The sequence below is a fragment of the Arthrobacter halodurans genome (assembly GCF_041877255.1).
In the GTDB taxonomy this organism is placed as follows: Bacteria; Actinomycetota; Actinomycetes; order Actinomycetales; family Micrococcaceae; genus Arthrobacter_N; species Arthrobacter_N halodurans.
The window spans coordinates 169,734-184,181 of record NZ_JBHDLJ010000003.1; the positions used below are offsets into that span (position 1 = coordinate 169,734).

At 71.9% G+C, this 14,448-nt stretch carries 12 protein-coding genes; 5 read left to right on the forward strand and 7 right to left on the reverse strand.

Annotation, left to right across the window (positions count from 1 at the left end):
* Positions 1 to 96 precede the first annotated feature (96 nt).
* Positions 97 to 1,971, reverse strand: a complete 1,875-nt coding sequence (gene glmS / locus ACETWP_RS05270; RefSeq protein ID WP_373971166.1) for a glutamine--fructose-6-phosphate transaminase (isomerizing) — start codon at positions 1,969 to 1,971, stop codon at positions 97 to 99.
* A gap of 105 nt (positions 1,972 to 2,076) precedes the next feature.
* On the opposite strand from glmS, the gene coaA reads away from it, so the two are divergent.
* The gene (gene coaA / locus ACETWP_RS05275; protein ID WP_373971167.1) at positions 2,077 to 3,036 is read left to right on the forward strand and encodes a type I pantothenate kinase; all 960 of its coding nucleotides are present in this window, start codon (positions 2,077 to 2,079) and stop codon (positions 3,034 to 3,036) included.
* A 41-nt stretch (positions 3,037 to 3,077) separates the two neighbouring features.
* Positions 3,078 to 3,464, forward strand: a complete 387-nt coding sequence (gene mscL / locus ACETWP_RS05280; protein WP_373971168.1) for a large conductance mechanosensitive channel protein MscL — start codon at positions 3,078 to 3,080, stop codon at positions 3,462 to 3,464.
* Between the two features lie 8 nt (positions 3,465 to 3,472).
* Here the strand turns inward: mscL and ACETWP_RS05285 are convergent, their stop codons facing one another.
* Together ACETWP_RS05285 and glmM are read right to left on the reverse strand one after the other, a co-directional pair.
* On the reverse strand, positions 3,473 to 5,173 hold the full coding sequence (locus ACETWP_RS05285) for a sensor histidine kinase (protein ID WP_373971169.1): 1,701 nt from the start codon (positions 5,171 to 5,173) through the stop codon (positions 3,473 to 3,475).
* A 207-nt stretch (positions 5,174 to 5,380) separates the two neighbouring features.
* Complete coding sequence (gene glmM / locus ACETWP_RS05290; RefSeq protein ID WP_373971170.1) at positions 5,381 to 6,742, reverse strand: phosphoglucosamine mutase; 1,362 nt, start codon at positions 6,740 to 6,742, stop codon at positions 5,381 to 5,383.
* A 330-nt stretch (positions 6,743 to 7,072) separates the two neighbouring features.
* On the opposite strand from glmM, the gene ACETWP_RS05295 reads away from it, so the two are divergent.
* The 3 genes from ACETWP_RS05295 to ACETWP_RS05305 all read left to right on the forward strand — a co-directional run bounded on the left by ACETWP_RS05295 (position 7,073) and on the right by ACETWP_RS05305 (position 9,142).
* On the forward strand, positions 7,073 to 7,444 hold the full coding sequence (locus ACETWP_RS05295) for a hypothetical protein (protein ID WP_373971171.1): 372 nt from the start codon (positions 7,073 to 7,075) through the stop codon (positions 7,442 to 7,444).
* Positions 7,445 to 7,586: 142 nt separating this feature from the next.
* On the forward strand, positions 7,587 to 8,087 hold the full coding sequence (locus ACETWP_RS05300) for a universal stress protein (protein ID WP_373971172.1): 501 nt from the start codon (positions 7,587 to 7,589) through the stop codon (positions 8,085 to 8,087).
* Positions 8,084 to 9,142 carry a zinc-dependent alcohol dehydrogenase family protein gene (locus ACETWP_RS05305; protein WP_373971173.1) on the forward strand — a complete coding sequence of 353 codons (1,059 nt, stop codon included), beginning with the start codon at positions 8,084 to 8,086 and terminating at the stop codon, positions 9,140 to 9,142. Before ACETWP_RS05300 ends, ACETWP_RS05305 begins: the two co-directional genes overlap by 4 nt.
* Here the strand turns inward: ACETWP_RS05305 and ACETWP_RS05310 are convergent.
* From ACETWP_RS05310 to rplM, 4 genes are all read right to left on the reverse strand, one after another.
* Complete coding sequence (locus ACETWP_RS05310) at positions 9,129 to 12,590, reverse strand: HAD-IA family hydrolase (RefSeq protein WP_373971174.1); 3,462 nt, start codon at positions 12,588 to 12,590, stop codon at positions 9,129 to 9,131. The two genes, ACETWP_RS05305 and ACETWP_RS05310, sit on opposite strands and share 14 nt — an antisense overlap.
* A 99-nt stretch (positions 12,591 to 12,689) precedes the next feature.
* Positions 12,690 to 13,160 (reverse strand): pyridoxamine 5'-phosphate oxidase family protein, encoded by a 471-nt coding sequence (locus tag ACETWP_RS05315; RefSeq protein WP_373971175.1) that lies wholly within the window; start codon positions 13,158 to 13,160, stop codon positions 12,690 to 12,692.
* 158 nt (positions 13,161 to 13,318) lie between these two features.
* On the reverse strand, positions 13,319 to 13,819 hold the full coding sequence (gene rpsI, locus ACETWP_RS05320) for a 30S ribosomal protein S9 (RefSeq protein WP_373971176.1): 501 nt from the start codon (positions 13,817 to 13,819) through the stop codon (positions 13,319 to 13,321).
* Positions 13,820 to 13,860: 41 nt separating this feature from the next.
* On the reverse strand, positions 13,861 to 14,304 hold the full coding sequence (gene rplM / locus ACETWP_RS05325; protein ID WP_373971177.1) for a 50S ribosomal protein L13: 444 nt from the start codon (positions 14,302 to 14,304) through the stop codon (positions 13,861 to 13,863).
* Between the last annotated feature and the right edge of the window lie 144 nt (positions 14,305 to 14,448).

A 14,448-nucleotide genomic window follows, 5' to 3' on the forward strand; every position in this document is an offset into this window, starting at 1 on the left:
ATAGCTTAGCGGGGTCTCGACAGGCTCGACCAACGATGGGGGTCTCGACGGGCTCGACCAGCCTTCGCCGGTCGAGCCTGTCGAGACCCCGGGGTACTACTCGACCGTGACGGACTTCGCCAGGTTGCGCGGCTGGTCGACGTCGAAGCCCTTGGCCGTGGCCAGCTCGCAGGCGAAGATCTGCAGCGGCACGGTGGCCAGCAGCGGCATCAGCAGCGTCGGGGTCTGCGGCACGTAGAAGACGAACTCCGCGTAGTCGCGCACGGCGTCGTCCCCGGCCTCGGCGATGACCAGGGTCTTGGCGCCGCGGGCGCGGACCTCCTGGATGTTGGAGACCACCTTGGAGTGCAGCGAGTGGCGCCCGCGCGGGGACGGGACCACGACGAAGACCGGCTGGCCGTCGTCGATCAGGGCGATCGGCCCGTGCTTGAGCTCGCCGGCGGCGAAGCCCTCGGCGTGGATGTAGGCGATCTCCTTGAGCTTCAGCGCGCCCTCCATCGCCACCGGGTAGCCCACGTGGCGGCCCAGGAACAGCACGGACTCGGCGTCGGACATCGACCGCGCGAGGTCCTTGATCTCGCCCTCGCGGTCCAGCACCTCCTGGATCTGCGCCGGGATCTCGTGCAGGTCCGCGAGGATGTCCTTGATCTGGCCGGTGAACAGGTTCCCGCGCAGCTGGGCGAGGTAGAGCCCCAGCAGGTAGGTGGCGGTGATCTGCGCCAGGAACGCCTTCGTGGACGCGACCGCGATCTCCGGGCCGGCGTGCGTGTAGAGCACGGCGTCGGACTCGCGCGGGATGGTGGACCCGTTGGTGTTGCAGATGGAGAGCGTCTTGGCGCCCTGCTCCTTGGCGTAGCGCACGGCCATCAGCGTGTCCATGGTCTCGCCGGACTGGGAGATGGAGACGATCAGGGTGTTGGCGTCCACGATCGGGTCGCGGTAGCGGAACTCGTGGGAGAGCTCGACCTCCACCGGGATGCGGCACCAGTGCTCGATCGCGTACTTGGCCACGGACCCGGCGTAGGCCGACGTGCCGCACGCCAGGACGATGATCTTCGTGACGTCCTTCAGCTCGGCGGCGTCGATGCGCAGCTCGTCGAGCGTCAGGCGGCCCTGGGCGTCGGCGCGGCCCAGCAGGGTGTCGGCGACGGCGGCGGGCTGGTCGTGGATCTCCTTCTCCATGAAGGACGGGTAGCCGCCCTTCTCGGCCGCGGCGGCGTCCCAGTCGACGTGGAACTCCTTGCCCTCGGCCGGGTTCCCGAAGAAGTCGGTGATCTCGTGGGACTCGGGGGTGATCGTGACGATCTGGTCCTGCCCGAGCTCGACGGCGCGGCGCGTGAAGTCGATGAAGCCGGAGACGTCCGAGCCGAGGAAGTTCTCCCCGTCGCCGAGTCCGACGACGAGCGGCGAGTTGCGGCGCGCGGCCACCACGACGCCGGGCTGGTCCCGGTGGATGGCGAGGAGCGTGAACGCGCCCTCGAGGCGGCGGGCGGCCTCCTGCATGCTCAGGGTCAGGTCGCCGCGGCCGGTGGTGCGGAAGATGTCGCCGAGCAGCGCGGCGGCGACCTCGGTGTCCGTCTCCGACAGGAACGTGTGGCCCTTGGCCAGCAGCTCCTTCTTGATCTCCGCGAAGTTCTCGATGATGCCGTTGTGGATCACGGCGAGGTTGCCGCCGTCGGCCAGGTGCGGGTGCGCGTTGCGGTCCGTCGGGCCGCCGTGGGTGGCCCAGCGGGTGTGGCCGATGCCGGTCAGCGACTCGGGCAGCGGGTCCGCCTGCAGCACGTCGATGAGGTTGGTCAGCTTGCCCGCCTTCTTGCGGGACTCGACGCCGGTGTCGGTGAGGACGGCGACGCCGGCGGAGTCGTAGCCGCGGTACTCCAGGCGGCGCAATCCCTCGAGGACGACGTCGAGGGCACCGTGCGCGCCCGAGGTCTTGTTCTGACGGCCTACATAGCCAACGATTCCACACATACGCCCAAGGTTACCGTGCGCTCGCGCCTGACATGGTGTGACCCGTGACACGCGATCCCCGCCGGGGTTTTGGGAAACGCGCCGCGGTGTTGACAGAATGCATGGGTGAACGGACACAAGGTAAACGACACCGGAGTCTCACCTTATGTCGAGCTGGACCGGCAGACGTGGGCGCGGCTGGCCAACGAAATCGAGCAGCCGCTGGACGAGGAGGACCTCGCGCGCCTCAGCGGGCTCGGCGAACAGCTGGATCTGGCGGAGATCAGCGACGTCTACCTCCCCCTGTCCCGGCTGCTGAACCTCTACGTCCAAGGCGCGGGCCAGCTCCACCAGGCCACCAACACCTTCCTCGGGGAGAGCACCCAGCGCACGCCGTTCGTGATCGGCGTCGCCGGCTCGGTGGCGGTCGGCAAGTCCACCACCGCCCGCGTGCTGCAGGAGATGCTGCGCCGCTGGCCGGACACCCCCAATGTGGAGCTCATCACCACCGACGGCTTCCTCTACCCCAACGAGGTGCTCAACCGCCGCGGGCTGATGAACCGCAAGGGCTTCCCCGAGTCCTACGACCGGCGGCGGCTGCTGCGCTTCGTCTCCGAGGTCAAGTCCGGCGCCGACGAGGTCCGCGCCCCCTGGTACTCGCACCTGACCTACGACATCGTCCCGGACCGCGAGGTCGTGGTGCGCCGCCCCGACGTCCTGATCGTCGAGGGCCTGAACGTGCTCGCGCCCGCCCGGATCCGCTCGGACGGCACCGCCGGGCTGACGCTGAGCGACTTCTTCGACTTCGGGATCTACGTGGACGCGCGGACCGCGGACATCGAGGAGTGGTACATCGACCGCTTCATGCGCCTGCGCAGCGGCGCGTTCGCCGACCCGGCGTCGTACTTCCACAAGTACGCCGCGCTGAGCGACGACGAGGCCCGCGCCACCGCGCTGGGGATCTGGAAGAGCATCAACGAGCCCAACCTGCGCAAGAACGTGCTGCCCACGCGCGGCCGCGCGCAGCTGGTGCTGACCAAGGACGCGGACCACTCGATCCGGCGGATGCTGCTCCGCAAGATCTGAGGACCTTCCCCGCCGCGCGGCGCCGGCGGTACGGTGGCCGCATGATCCAGGGATTCAGGGACTTCATCCTCAAGGGCCACGTCGTGGACCTCGCCGTGGCCGTCGTGATCGGCGCCGCGTTCGGCGCGGTCGTCAACGCGTTCGTCGCCAGCGTGCTCATGCCGCTCATCGCCCTGCTCACCGGGACCCCCAACTTCGACGAGTTCCTCGCCTTCGGCGACATCAAGGTGGGCGTTTTCCTCACCGCGCTCGTCAACTTCCTGCTGGTCGCCGCGGCCGTGTACTTCGCCGTCGTGCTGCCGATGAACAAGGTGATCGAGCGGCGCAACGCCCGGCTCGCCGCGGGGCAGGCGCCCGCCGAGGAGGAGGCCGACGCGCAGATCGTCCTGCTCACGGAGATCCGCGACGCGCTCCGCAGCCGCTCCTGACCCCGGAGCTAGTCGCCCGTCGGCGCGCCGAGCACCGCGCTCGCGGACCCCTGCCGGGCCGCCGTCGGGCCCAGCGTGACCCGGAACGTGGTGCCCTCGCCGAGCGTGCTCCGCGCGACGATGGCGCCGCCGTGGGCCTCCACGAGGTCCTTGGCGATCGCCAGCCCCAGGCCCGCGCCCGCGATCGCCGAGTTGCGCACCGACGCGGTCCGGAAGAAGCGCGTGAACGCGCGCTCCAGCTCATCCTCGCTCATGCCGATCCCGGTGTCGGAGACCTCGAGCACGGCGTTCCCGGCCTCGGACCCGGCAGTGATCGTGACCGTCCCCCCGCGCCGGGTGTACTTCAGCGCGTTGGAGACCAGGTTGTCCACGACCTGCCCGAGCCTCCGGGCGTCGCCCGCCATCTTCAGCGGCCCGTCGATGCGCGCGGCCAGCTCGATCCCGGACCGCTCGGCCCGCACCGACTGCGCCCGGACGCACGCGTCCACGATCTCGGCGAAGTCCACGGGCTCCGCGGTGACGTCCAGCTTGCCGACGGCGGCGTCCAGCATGTCCCCCACCAGGCCCAGCAGCCGCTCGGCGTTGCGCCGGGCCACCGAGACGTACATGGCCAGCGACGGGGTCACCTGCGGATCGTCCTGCGCCATCTCGAGGTACCCGACGATCGAGGTCAGCGGCGTGCGCAGCTCGTGGTTCATGTTGGCGAGGAAGTCGTCCTTCGCCGACAGCGCCTCCAGCAGGTCGGTGACCTCGTGGAACACCACCACCGAGCCCCGGTACTCCCCCGCGGAGTCCAGCATGTTCCGCGCGGACACCGAGTACGCGCCTTGGTCCCCCGGCGGGCCGATCCACACCAGCTGCCCGGTGAACTCCTCGCCCTGGACCGCCCGGCGCACGGGACGGTCCTGCGCCTCCAGCGGATCGCTCCGGCCGGCGCCAAAGACCAGCAGCTCGTCCTCGCGGGGGTCCGCCGCCCCCGGCGGGGTGGCCTTGCGGTGGATCTCCTTCTGCCGCGCGTTCATCAGCAGGTCGCTGCCGTTCTGGTCGACCACCACGACACCGGCGTTCGCTGCGTCCAGGATGCCGTCCAGGAGCATGCTGCGCTGCTCGGCCTCGCGCAGCGCGTCCCCGAGCCGGCGCTCGGTCCCCGCGACGATCGAGGACATCACCGAGACCGAGACGGTGAACGCCAGGACCATCACCGGCATCAGGAGCGGGCGGAGCAGGTAGTCCAGGCCCTCGCCGGCGTCCTCGTTGATGCGCTGGACGTAGACCACGGCCAGCGGCAGCAGGAACGAGGCCGCGCGCACCGTGCGCGGCAGGACGCGGGACCAGGCGAGCCAAAAGAACGGGAGCGCCAGCAGGACGGACAGCCCGGCCAGCGAGTGGTGGCCCCCGACCGCCAGCAGGGACAGCCCCACGACGTCGGCGACGGGCAGCAGCAGCTGCGCGCGCCACGGGAGGCGGTCCCAGGGGGCCAGGCACGCCGCGGCGGTGGCGGCGGCGATGATCGCGACGCCGGCCCAGAGCGCGGGGTCGGTCAGCGCGTGGTGCGGGTGCACGACGGCGATCAGCGCGAGCACGACGACGGTGGCGGCCACGGTGGGCCCCTGGTTCAGGATCAGCGCGGCACGCCCCGAGACGGCGGGCGCCTCTTCGCGCAGGCCGATGATGCTGTTGAGTTGCCGGATGCCGGCCAGCAGTCGCATGGGTGGTGGTCCTCCGGTCGGCAAAGGTGCTGCGTCGAGGGGCGGTTGGGGCCGGTGGTGTTCAGCCGATCCCGTGCTGAACATTACCGGCCCGTGGCCGCCGATCGCGGAGGTGGCCGCTGTGGCCGGGTGTGGCGCATGGGGCCGCACTGGTCCCAGGCGCGCGGCGTGGGGCCGCCTCGGGCCATGCGCGCTGCGTGGCCGGTCTCAGGCCAGGTGTGGCGTGAGCGCCAGCTCCCCCTGCACGACGTCGGCGAGGCGCCGCGCGATCGAGTCCGCCGCCGCCTGGTCCTGCGCCTCGACCATCACGCGCACCACGGGTTCGGTGCCGGAGGGGCGGAGCAGGACGCGCCCGGACTCGCCGAGCTCGATCTCCGCCTCGAGGACGGCGGCGGCCACCGCGGGGTTGTGCCCCACGGCGGCGCGGTCCACGCCCTTGACGTTGATGAGCACCTGCGGGAGCACGGTCATCATCCCGGCCAGGTCCTTGAGCGTCCGCCCGGTGCCGGCGACGCGCGCGGCGATCTGCAGGCCGGTCAGCACGCCGTCGCCGGTCGTGGCGTAGTCCGCGAAGATGACGTGGCCGGACTGTTCGCCGCCGAGGTTGAACGCGCCGTCGCGCATGGCCTCCAGCACGTAGCGATCCCCGACGCCGGTCTCCCGGATCTCGATCCCGGCCTCGCGCATGGCGATCTTCAGGCCGAGGTTGCTCATGACCGTGGCCACGAGCGTGTTGTCCTTGAGCTTGCCCTGGTCCTTCAGGGTGGTGGCCATGATGGCCATGATCTGGTCGCCGTCCACCACGGTGCCCTCGTGGTCCACGGCGAGGCAGCGGTCGGCGTCGCCGTCGTGCGCGATCCCGAGGTCGGCGCCGTGCGCGAGGACCGCGGCCTGCAGGTTCTGCAGGTGGGTGGAGCCGTAGCCGTCGTTGATGTTCAGTCCGTCCGGGTCGGCCCCGATGACCACGACCTCCGCGCCGGCGGTGGAGAAGACCTCGGGCGAACAGCCGCTCGCGGCGCCGTGGGCGCAGTCGAGGACCACCTTGAGCCCGTTGAGCTGGTTGGGCAGGGTGCCGAGCAGGTGGACCACGTAGCGGTCCTCGGCGTCGGCGAAGCGCTGCACGCGCCCCACGTCGCCGGCCACGGGGCGGCGGGGTTCGCGCTCCATCTCGGCCTCGATGGCGTCCTCGAGTGCGTCGTCCAGCTTCTTGCCGCCGCGGGCCAGGAACTTGATGCCGTTGTCCGGGGCCGCGTTGTGCGAGGCGGAGATCATCACGCCGAAGTCCGCGCCCAGGTCCGCCACCAGGTACGCGGCCGCCGGGGTGGGGAGGACGCCGGCGTCGAACACGTCGACGCCGGAGGCCGCGAGGCCGGCCTCGATGGCCGCGGAGATGAAGTCGCCGCTGATGCGCGGGTCGCGCGCGACCACGGCCACGGGCCGCTTGCCGTGGGGGACCTGCTCGAAGCCCAGCACCACCGCGGCGGCCTGCGCGAGCTGCATCGCGAGCTGGGGGGTGATGAGCACGTTCGCTTTTCCACGGACGCCATCCGTGCCAAATAACCTTGCCATAGTTGTCCATCATAGGTCCGGCGGCGCCAAAGCCCGCGATTCGGCTGGTCGGAGACGGATTGCCCCGCGTCCCTTTTCGAAGGGTACCCAACCCCGGCACCGCGTGCCATACCGGTCCCGTCACGCCCCGGCCGCGCGTGCCATAGCGGTCCCGTTCCATCCTTTGCGGGCTGCCTCACGGGACGCGTTCCGTCCCGATCGCGCGCTGCCGTCGAACCGCTGGCGCTTGTGACGATCTCGGTTCGACCCGTGGCCAAACCTAGCTTTCGGACGCGATGCGGCGCATCATGGCGCCAACCGCACGCACGCCCGGCCACCGAGGAGCATCCGATGAACAAGACCACCGCCCCGGCACTGTTGGCCGCCGTCGCCTTCCTCGCGGTGGTCCCGCTGTCGGCCGCCGCCGCACCGGCGCCCGCCCTCGAACCGCCCCCGGAATTCCCGGGACTGTGTTTCATCTACACGGGCGGCGGGTGGGTCGGCGCCGCCTGCCCGGATCCGGTCGAGCCCGCCGACCCTGTCACTACCGATCCGGCCGACCCCGGCACCACCGAGCCCGCCGATCCGGCCGACCCCGGCACCACCGAGCCCGCCGATCCGGCCGACCCCGGCACCACCGAGCCCGCCGATCCGGCCGACCCCGGCACCACCGAGCCCGCCGATCCCGTCACCACCCCGCCCGCGGAGCCCGCCACACCGTAGACCGGGCCGGCAACAACCCCGCACCGGGGCCGCACGAAGGGTACCCAACCCCGTCCGCGCGTGCCACACTGGCCCTGTTCAGGCGCGGCCGTCCCCAGGTCGGCACGGCCACGCGAGCCCTCCTCTCACGCAGGGAACCACGATGAGCGCACCGGAATCGGGCACGCCCCGCATCGTCGTCGGGGTGGACGGATCCGACGCCTCCGTCGACGCGCTGCTCGAGGCGCAGCGCCTCGCCGCGGCCCTCGGTGGAACCCTCGACGTCCACCTGGTCTGGGAGATCCAGCTGGTGCCCGGCGCCTTCCCGCCGCCGGACTGGGACCCCGAGCGCGACGCCGGGCAGGCCCTCTCCGCGGCCCTCGCCGCCGCGTTCGGCGAGCGCCCGCCGGAGGGGCTGCGCACCACCATCTCGCGCGGCCAGCCCTCGCGGATCCTCATCGAGGCAAGCCGGGGCGCCCGGATGCTGGTGCTGGCGAGTCGGGGGCTGGGCGGGTTCACCGGCCTGCTGCTGGGATCCGTCTCCGCCGCCTGCTCGGCGCACGCCCACTGCCCCGTGCTGATCGTTCCGCCGCCGGCCCGCGAGGAGTCCGCAACGGGAGAGACCGCCGGGGAAGAAACCACCATCGGAAGGAAAGCACCATGAAGGCTGTCGTCTACGAGGGTCCGGGCAAGAAGTCCTGGACCGACGTCCCGGACCCGACCATCCAGCGTCCCACCGACGCGATCGTGCGGATCGACACCACTACCATCTGCGGCACGGACCTGCACATCCTCAAGGGCGACGTCCCGGCCGTCCAGCCCGGTCGCGTCCTGGGCCATGAGGGCGTCGGCACCGTGACGGAGACCGGATCCTCGGTGACCGGGATCAAGGTGGGCGACCGCGTGATCGTCTCCTGCATCAAGTCCTGCGGGCACTGCGCCAACTGCGTCGCCGGCCTGAACTCGCACTGCATGGGCGACGAGGGGCAGTCCGGGATCGGCTGGATCTTCGGGCACCTCATCGACGGGACGCAGGCCGAGTACGTGCGCGTGCCCTACGCGGAGAACTCGCTGCACAAGCTGCCGGAGGGCGTCACCGACGAGCAGGCCGTGATGCTCTCCGACATCCTGCCCACCGGCTTCGAGATCGGCGTCCGGTACGGGCGGGTCAAGCCCGGCGACACGGTCGCCGTGATCGGCGCCGGGCCCGTGGGCCTGGCCGCGATGGCCACGGCCGGGCTGTACGGCGCGGCGCGGATCATCGCCGTTGACCTGGACGAGAACCGCCTGGAGCAGGCCCGCCAGTTCGGGGCCACGGACACCGTCTCCTCGGCGGCGTCCGACTGGAAGGAGCGGGTCCTGGCGCTCACCGACGGGCAGGGCGTGGACGTGTCGATCGAGGCGGTCGGCATCCCGCTGACGTTCCAGATGGCCGTGGACCTGGTCCGCCCGGGCGGCAACGTGGCCAACGTGGGCGTCCACGGCAAGTCCGTGGAGCTGCACCTGGAGCAGCTGTGGATCCAGAACATCAACATCAGCACCGGGCTGGTCAACGCCAACACCACCCCGCTGCTGCTCAAGCTGGTGGCCAGCGGGAAGATCCCGGCCGAGCGGTTCGCCACGCACCGGTTCGGCTTCGACGAGTTCATGGACGCCTACGACACCTTCGGCCGGGCCGCGGAAACCAAGGCCCTGAAGGTGGTCATCAGCCGGTCCTAGGGTCCGACGCCGGAGCGTCGCCTGGCTCGCCCGGGTCCCGCGCGTTCTTCGCCGCGGCGGGGCCCGGCCCGGCGTCGGGCGGCGCCTCGCCCCGGACGCCGTCGTCGATCGGCACGTCGAGCCGGCCGCCGGGCGCCAGCGAGAAGACGCGGGCGCCGACGCGCACGCGCACGGGCGGCGGCGTGCCCGGCTCGGAGCGCAGCTGCAGGCGTCCGCCGCCGAGGCCCACGTGCAGGAGGTGGCCGCGGTAGCGCACGCTGAAGGACACGTGCCGCAGCCCGGCGGGCATGCGCGGGGCGAACGCCAGACCGTCGCGGCCCATCCGCAGCCCGGCGAAGCTGCGCTGCACCACGTCGATGCTGCCCGCCATCGCGCCGAGGTGTACGCCGGTGCGCGTGGTGCCGCCCTGCGTGTCGTCGAGGTCCGCGTCCAGCGCCTCCCGGTACGTCGCCCACGCGGCCTCCGGGTCCACGGTGGCCAGGACCGAGGCGTGCGCCACCCGGCTGAGCGTCGAGCCGTTCGCCGTGCGCGCCAGGTAGTAGGCGACCGTGGCGCGCAACTCGTCGGGGCCGACGTCGTAGCCGAGCCGGGACAGCTCGTCCCGCAGCCCGTCCGCGCCCAGCAGGTAGACGAGCATGAGGACGTCCGCCTGCTTGGAGAGCCGGTAGCGGTTGGTGGTGTCCCCCTCGGCCTCCAGGATGAGGTCCAGGCGCTCGATGTTGCCGTAGCGGCGGCGGTACCCCTCCCAGTCCAGCTCGGCGAGGTCCGCGTAGCCGGCGAACTGGCTGATGGTCCCGTCGTGGAACGGCACGAACATCCGCCGGCTCAGCGTGTCCCAGGCACGCACCTCCCCCGGCGAGATCAGCAGGCGCCGGCGCACGCTCAGCCACTCCCCGTCCCGGGCGGGCAGGAGGAGCCGGGCGACGGTCCGGAACAGCCAGGCCGCCATGACGTTCGTGTAGGCATTGTCGTCCACGCCCGCGCCGGGGCGGCCCGGGTAGCCGTCGTGGTACTCGTCCGGGCCCATGACTCCGCGCAGGTGGAAGCGGTCCGTCCGCGGATCGTGCTCGGCGAGCGAGGCGAAGAGCCGCGCCACCTCCACCAGCAGGTCCGCTCCCTGGGCCAGGAGCCACTCGCGGTCGTCCGTGGCCTCGGCGTAGGACCACGCGTTGAAGGCGACGGCGAGCCCCACGTGCCGCTGGCGGCGGGAGTTGTCCGGGATCCAGCGGCCGGAGCGGGCGTTGTAGAGGCGGTCCGGCGTCTCCTCCCGGCCGTCGCTGCCGCACTGCCACGGGAACAGCGCCCCGGCCAGCCCCTCCGCCCGCGCGGCGTCCCGGGCCGCGTCCAGCCGTCGCCAGCGGTAGCCCAGCAGCTCCCGGGTCAGGGAGGGCAGCCGCGTGGTGACCAGCGGCAGCACGAACAGCTCGTCCCAGAACACGTGCCCCCGGTAGCCCTCGCCGTGCAGCCCGCGGGCCGGGACGCCGGCGTCGAGGTCCGCGGTGTGCGGGGTGATGGTCTGCAGCAGGTGGAACACGTGGAGGTTCAGGACCAGCTGGGTCTGCGGGTCCGCGTCCATGTGCACGGCGAAGAGCCGCCAGAGCGGGTGCCACGCGGCGTGGTGCCGGGTGGCGAGCTGCGCGAACGTGCCCGGCGCGCGGGCGACCTCGGCCAGCGCCGCGGTCCGCGGGCTGGAGATCGCGCTGTCCCGCGACGTGACGAACGCGGCCGTCTTCAGGACCGTCACCGGGATGCCGGCGCGCAGCTTCACCAGTAGCGTCCACCCGATGTTGCCGGCGGCCGTGGGCGGCAGGTCCCCCTCCGGGTCCCGCGCCGTGGTGCGCACGGCGACGGCGATGCGGATCGCGCTGTCGCTGGTCAGGACCTCCGTGTACTGGGTGCCGCCGGGCAGCGTCCCCTGCCCCAGCTGGACCAGGTGCCGGTTGGCCAGCAGCGCGTCCTCCGGGACGTTGGCGTTGACCACCGTGGTGTCCGTGCCGCTGCGGACCTGGATCTGGACGTCCCGGTCGACGGCGGTCAGCACGGTCTCCAGCGCGGCGAGGTGCTTGTCCGCCATCGAGACGATCCGCCGCTGCCGGACGCGCAGCCGGTCCCCCGCGCGGTTCTCCAGCAGCACGCTGCGGCCCAGGACGGCCCGCCGCAGGTCCAGCTCGCGCCGCTCCTCGACGATCCGCAGGCCGCCCGCGGACCACCAGTCCGCGCCGAGGCGCAGGTCGAACTGCAGCCAGTTGGGCGCGTTGACCATGTCCTCCAGCTCGACCCTGTGGTCCTGGACCACGCTCTCCAGCCGGTTGTAGACGCCGGCGAGGTAGGTGCCCGGATAGTGCAGGGCGTCGGCGGCGCGTTCCGGGGCGGCCCCGCGCGTGCCGAGGTAGCCGTTGCCGAGCGCGGTCAGCGCCTCCCGGTGCCCCTCGTGGGCGGGGTCGAAGCCCTCGTAGACCAGCACCAGCGGGTCGCTGGCGACGCGTCCGACGTCGAACTCGGTCAGGTTCCCCAGGACCGCGTCGGCCCCGGCGGCCTCCAGCAGCGCGCGGTGCCCGTGCCGGTCGATGCCCACCACCAGGCCGAACCCGCCGGCCCGGGCGGCCCGGACGCCGGCCACGGCGTCCTCGACGACGGCGGTGCGCGCCGGGGTGGCCCCGAGCCGCCGCGCGGCCTCGAGGAACAGGTCGGGGGCGGGCTTGCCGGAGAGCCCCAGCGCGGCCGCGTCCCGCCCGTCCACGACCTCGTCGAAGGCGTCCGCGAGCCCGGCGGCTTCGAGGACCGGTCGGGCGTTGCGGCTAGAGGATGCCAGCGCCAGCCGGACGCCGCCGTTGCGCAGCCGGCGCAGCAGGTCGACGCTCCCGGGCAGGACTGCGACGCCCTCGGCGGCGAGGCGGACGCGGAACAGGCGGTCCTTGGCGGCGGCAAGCGCGGCGACGGTCAGGTCTGCGTGAGCACGGGCGATGTGCACCGGGGCCGGTCCCGGGGTCAGGTCCGCGGGGCCCCGCGGGCCGCGCGTCGGGTCCGGCGGCGGCGCTGACGCTCCGGACGTCGGCTGCGTGGCAACGGTCGCCCGTTGCGGCGCGCCGTCGCCTGGGGATTCATCCCCCACCTGGTCCGCGGACCCGGCCGGCAGCGCGATGCCGCGGGCGGCGAGGAACGCGGCGATCCCGTCCTCCCGCGGGCGGCCGTCGAGGAAGGCGTAGTAGTCGTCGTCGGTAAACGGTTCCGGGCGCCCGTCGACGCGCAGCCGCGGGTCCGCCAAGACGGCGTCGAAGAGCTCCCGCCAGGCCTCCAGATGCAGGCGCGCGGTGTCGGTGACGACCCCGTCGAGGTCGAACACCACGGCGTCAAAGGGCGCCAGCGCGGCAGCGGCCGTCGGGGAGGCACCGAGCTCGACGGCGTGCGGGATCGCCGCCGTCCTCCGCGGCTCCCGCGGTTCCGCCATGCCAGCCTCCTCGCCGCGCCGTCCGCCGGGCCGGGCGGGCTCGGCGGTCCCGTGCTCCCGGGATGGGACCGGCCCGTGGGCCGCCACCCGGGACCGGCGCTACTCCGACGCGGCCCGGGGCGCGTCCGCCTCGTTGGACCACGCGGACTTCGGGGCCACGGCGAAGCGGCGCCCGCTGACCTCGCCCACGACGAGCCGGATGAAGTGGTCCTTCTGCCCCTCCTGCCAGGGGAAGAGCTCCAGCGCCGCGGAGTCCAGGACGTCCTCGATCCGCTCGATCGGCTCGGCGGTCGCCGTCGCCATAACGCTCCACGCGTCGCCGGTGTCGGCGGCGACGCCGTCGGTCTCCAGCGCGACGGGGCGGCCGGAGAGCAGGGCCGTCAGCTTGGTGCCCGGGGCCGTGCGGAAGACCAACGACCCGTGGTCGACCACGTAGTTGATCGGGAAGACCTGGGGCGTGCCGTCGACGGTCACGCCGAGGCGTCCGACGGTCTCCCCTCGTAGGTAGGTCCAGCATTCGTGGGCGGGCAGGACTTCGACTTTCGGCGGCGGCGTTGGTGGGGTCGTCATGGACGCGAGCCTACGCCCGCGCCCGCGGCGTCGGCTAGGTTCGCCGGGCGACGGCGGCAGCGCGGCCGAGGCGTCGTTCAGGTGCCTGTACCGCCGTCGTGCCCGGAACGCCAAAAGGCCCCGCAGCAAAAAGCTGCGGGGCCTTCGGGAAAGCGGGTTTAGCGCTTCGAGTACTGCGGGGCCTTGCGTGCCTTCTTGAGGCCAGCCTTCTTGCGCTCGACGGCGCGGGGGTCGCGAGTCAGGAAGCCAGCCTTCTTGAGCGTCGCGCGGTTGTTGTCGCGGTCGATCTCGTTCAGCGAGCGGGCGATGCCCAGGCGCAGCGCGCCGGCCTGGCCGGAGTCGCCGCCGCCGTGGATGCGGGCAATGACGTCGTACGCGCCATCAAGATCGAGGATCTTGAACGGCTCGTTGACTTCCTGCTGGTGCAGCTTGTTCGGGAAGTAGTTCTCCAGCGTGCGGCCGTTGATGATCCAGTTGCCGGAACCGGGGACGACGCGGACGCGGGCGATGGCCTGCTTGCGACGGCCGACGGCTGCACCGGGAACGGTCAGCGCGGGGCGCTCCTTGACGACGGTCTCTTCGGCCGCCGACGACTCGGAGGTGTACGCGGTAGGCGCAGCACCCTCAAATTCATTCTGCTCTTCAGTGTTCTGAGCCACGATTCTCCTTGAAAACTTATCTCTTGTTTCGGGGCCCAGCGCTACTGCGCGACCTGGGTGATTTCGAACGTCTTGGGCTGCTGGGCGGCGTGCGGGTGCTCGGCGCCACGGTAGACCTTGAGCTTGTGGAGCTGCTGCGCCGCAATGGAGTTCTTGGGGAGCATGCCGCGGACGGCCTTCTCCACGGCCTGGACCGGGTTCTTCTCAAGCAGTTCCGCATAACTCACGGACTTGAGGCCGCCCGGGAAGCCGGAGTGCCGGTAGGCGCGCTTCTTTTCGAGCTTGGCGCCGGTGAGGGCCACCTTCTCGGCGTTGATGATGATGACGAAGTCGCCCATGTCCATGTGGGGGGCGAACGTCGGCTTATGCTTGCCGCGCAGCAGAGTTGCGGTCTGGCTGGCGAGGCGTCCCAGAACGATGTCAGTGGCGTCGATGACGTGCCACTGGCGATCCTGGTCGCCCGGCTTCGGAGAGTACGTACGCACGTTTATTGCCTTCGTTTCCTTGGATACTGGTCAAGCGCGTTCCGGGGCAACGGCGTGAGATCCACCGCCAAGAATGCACTGTGTTATCGGTATGCGCTGTACCAGTTCATCAGGTGAGGACTGACTCCAACCGGCCATCCCTTA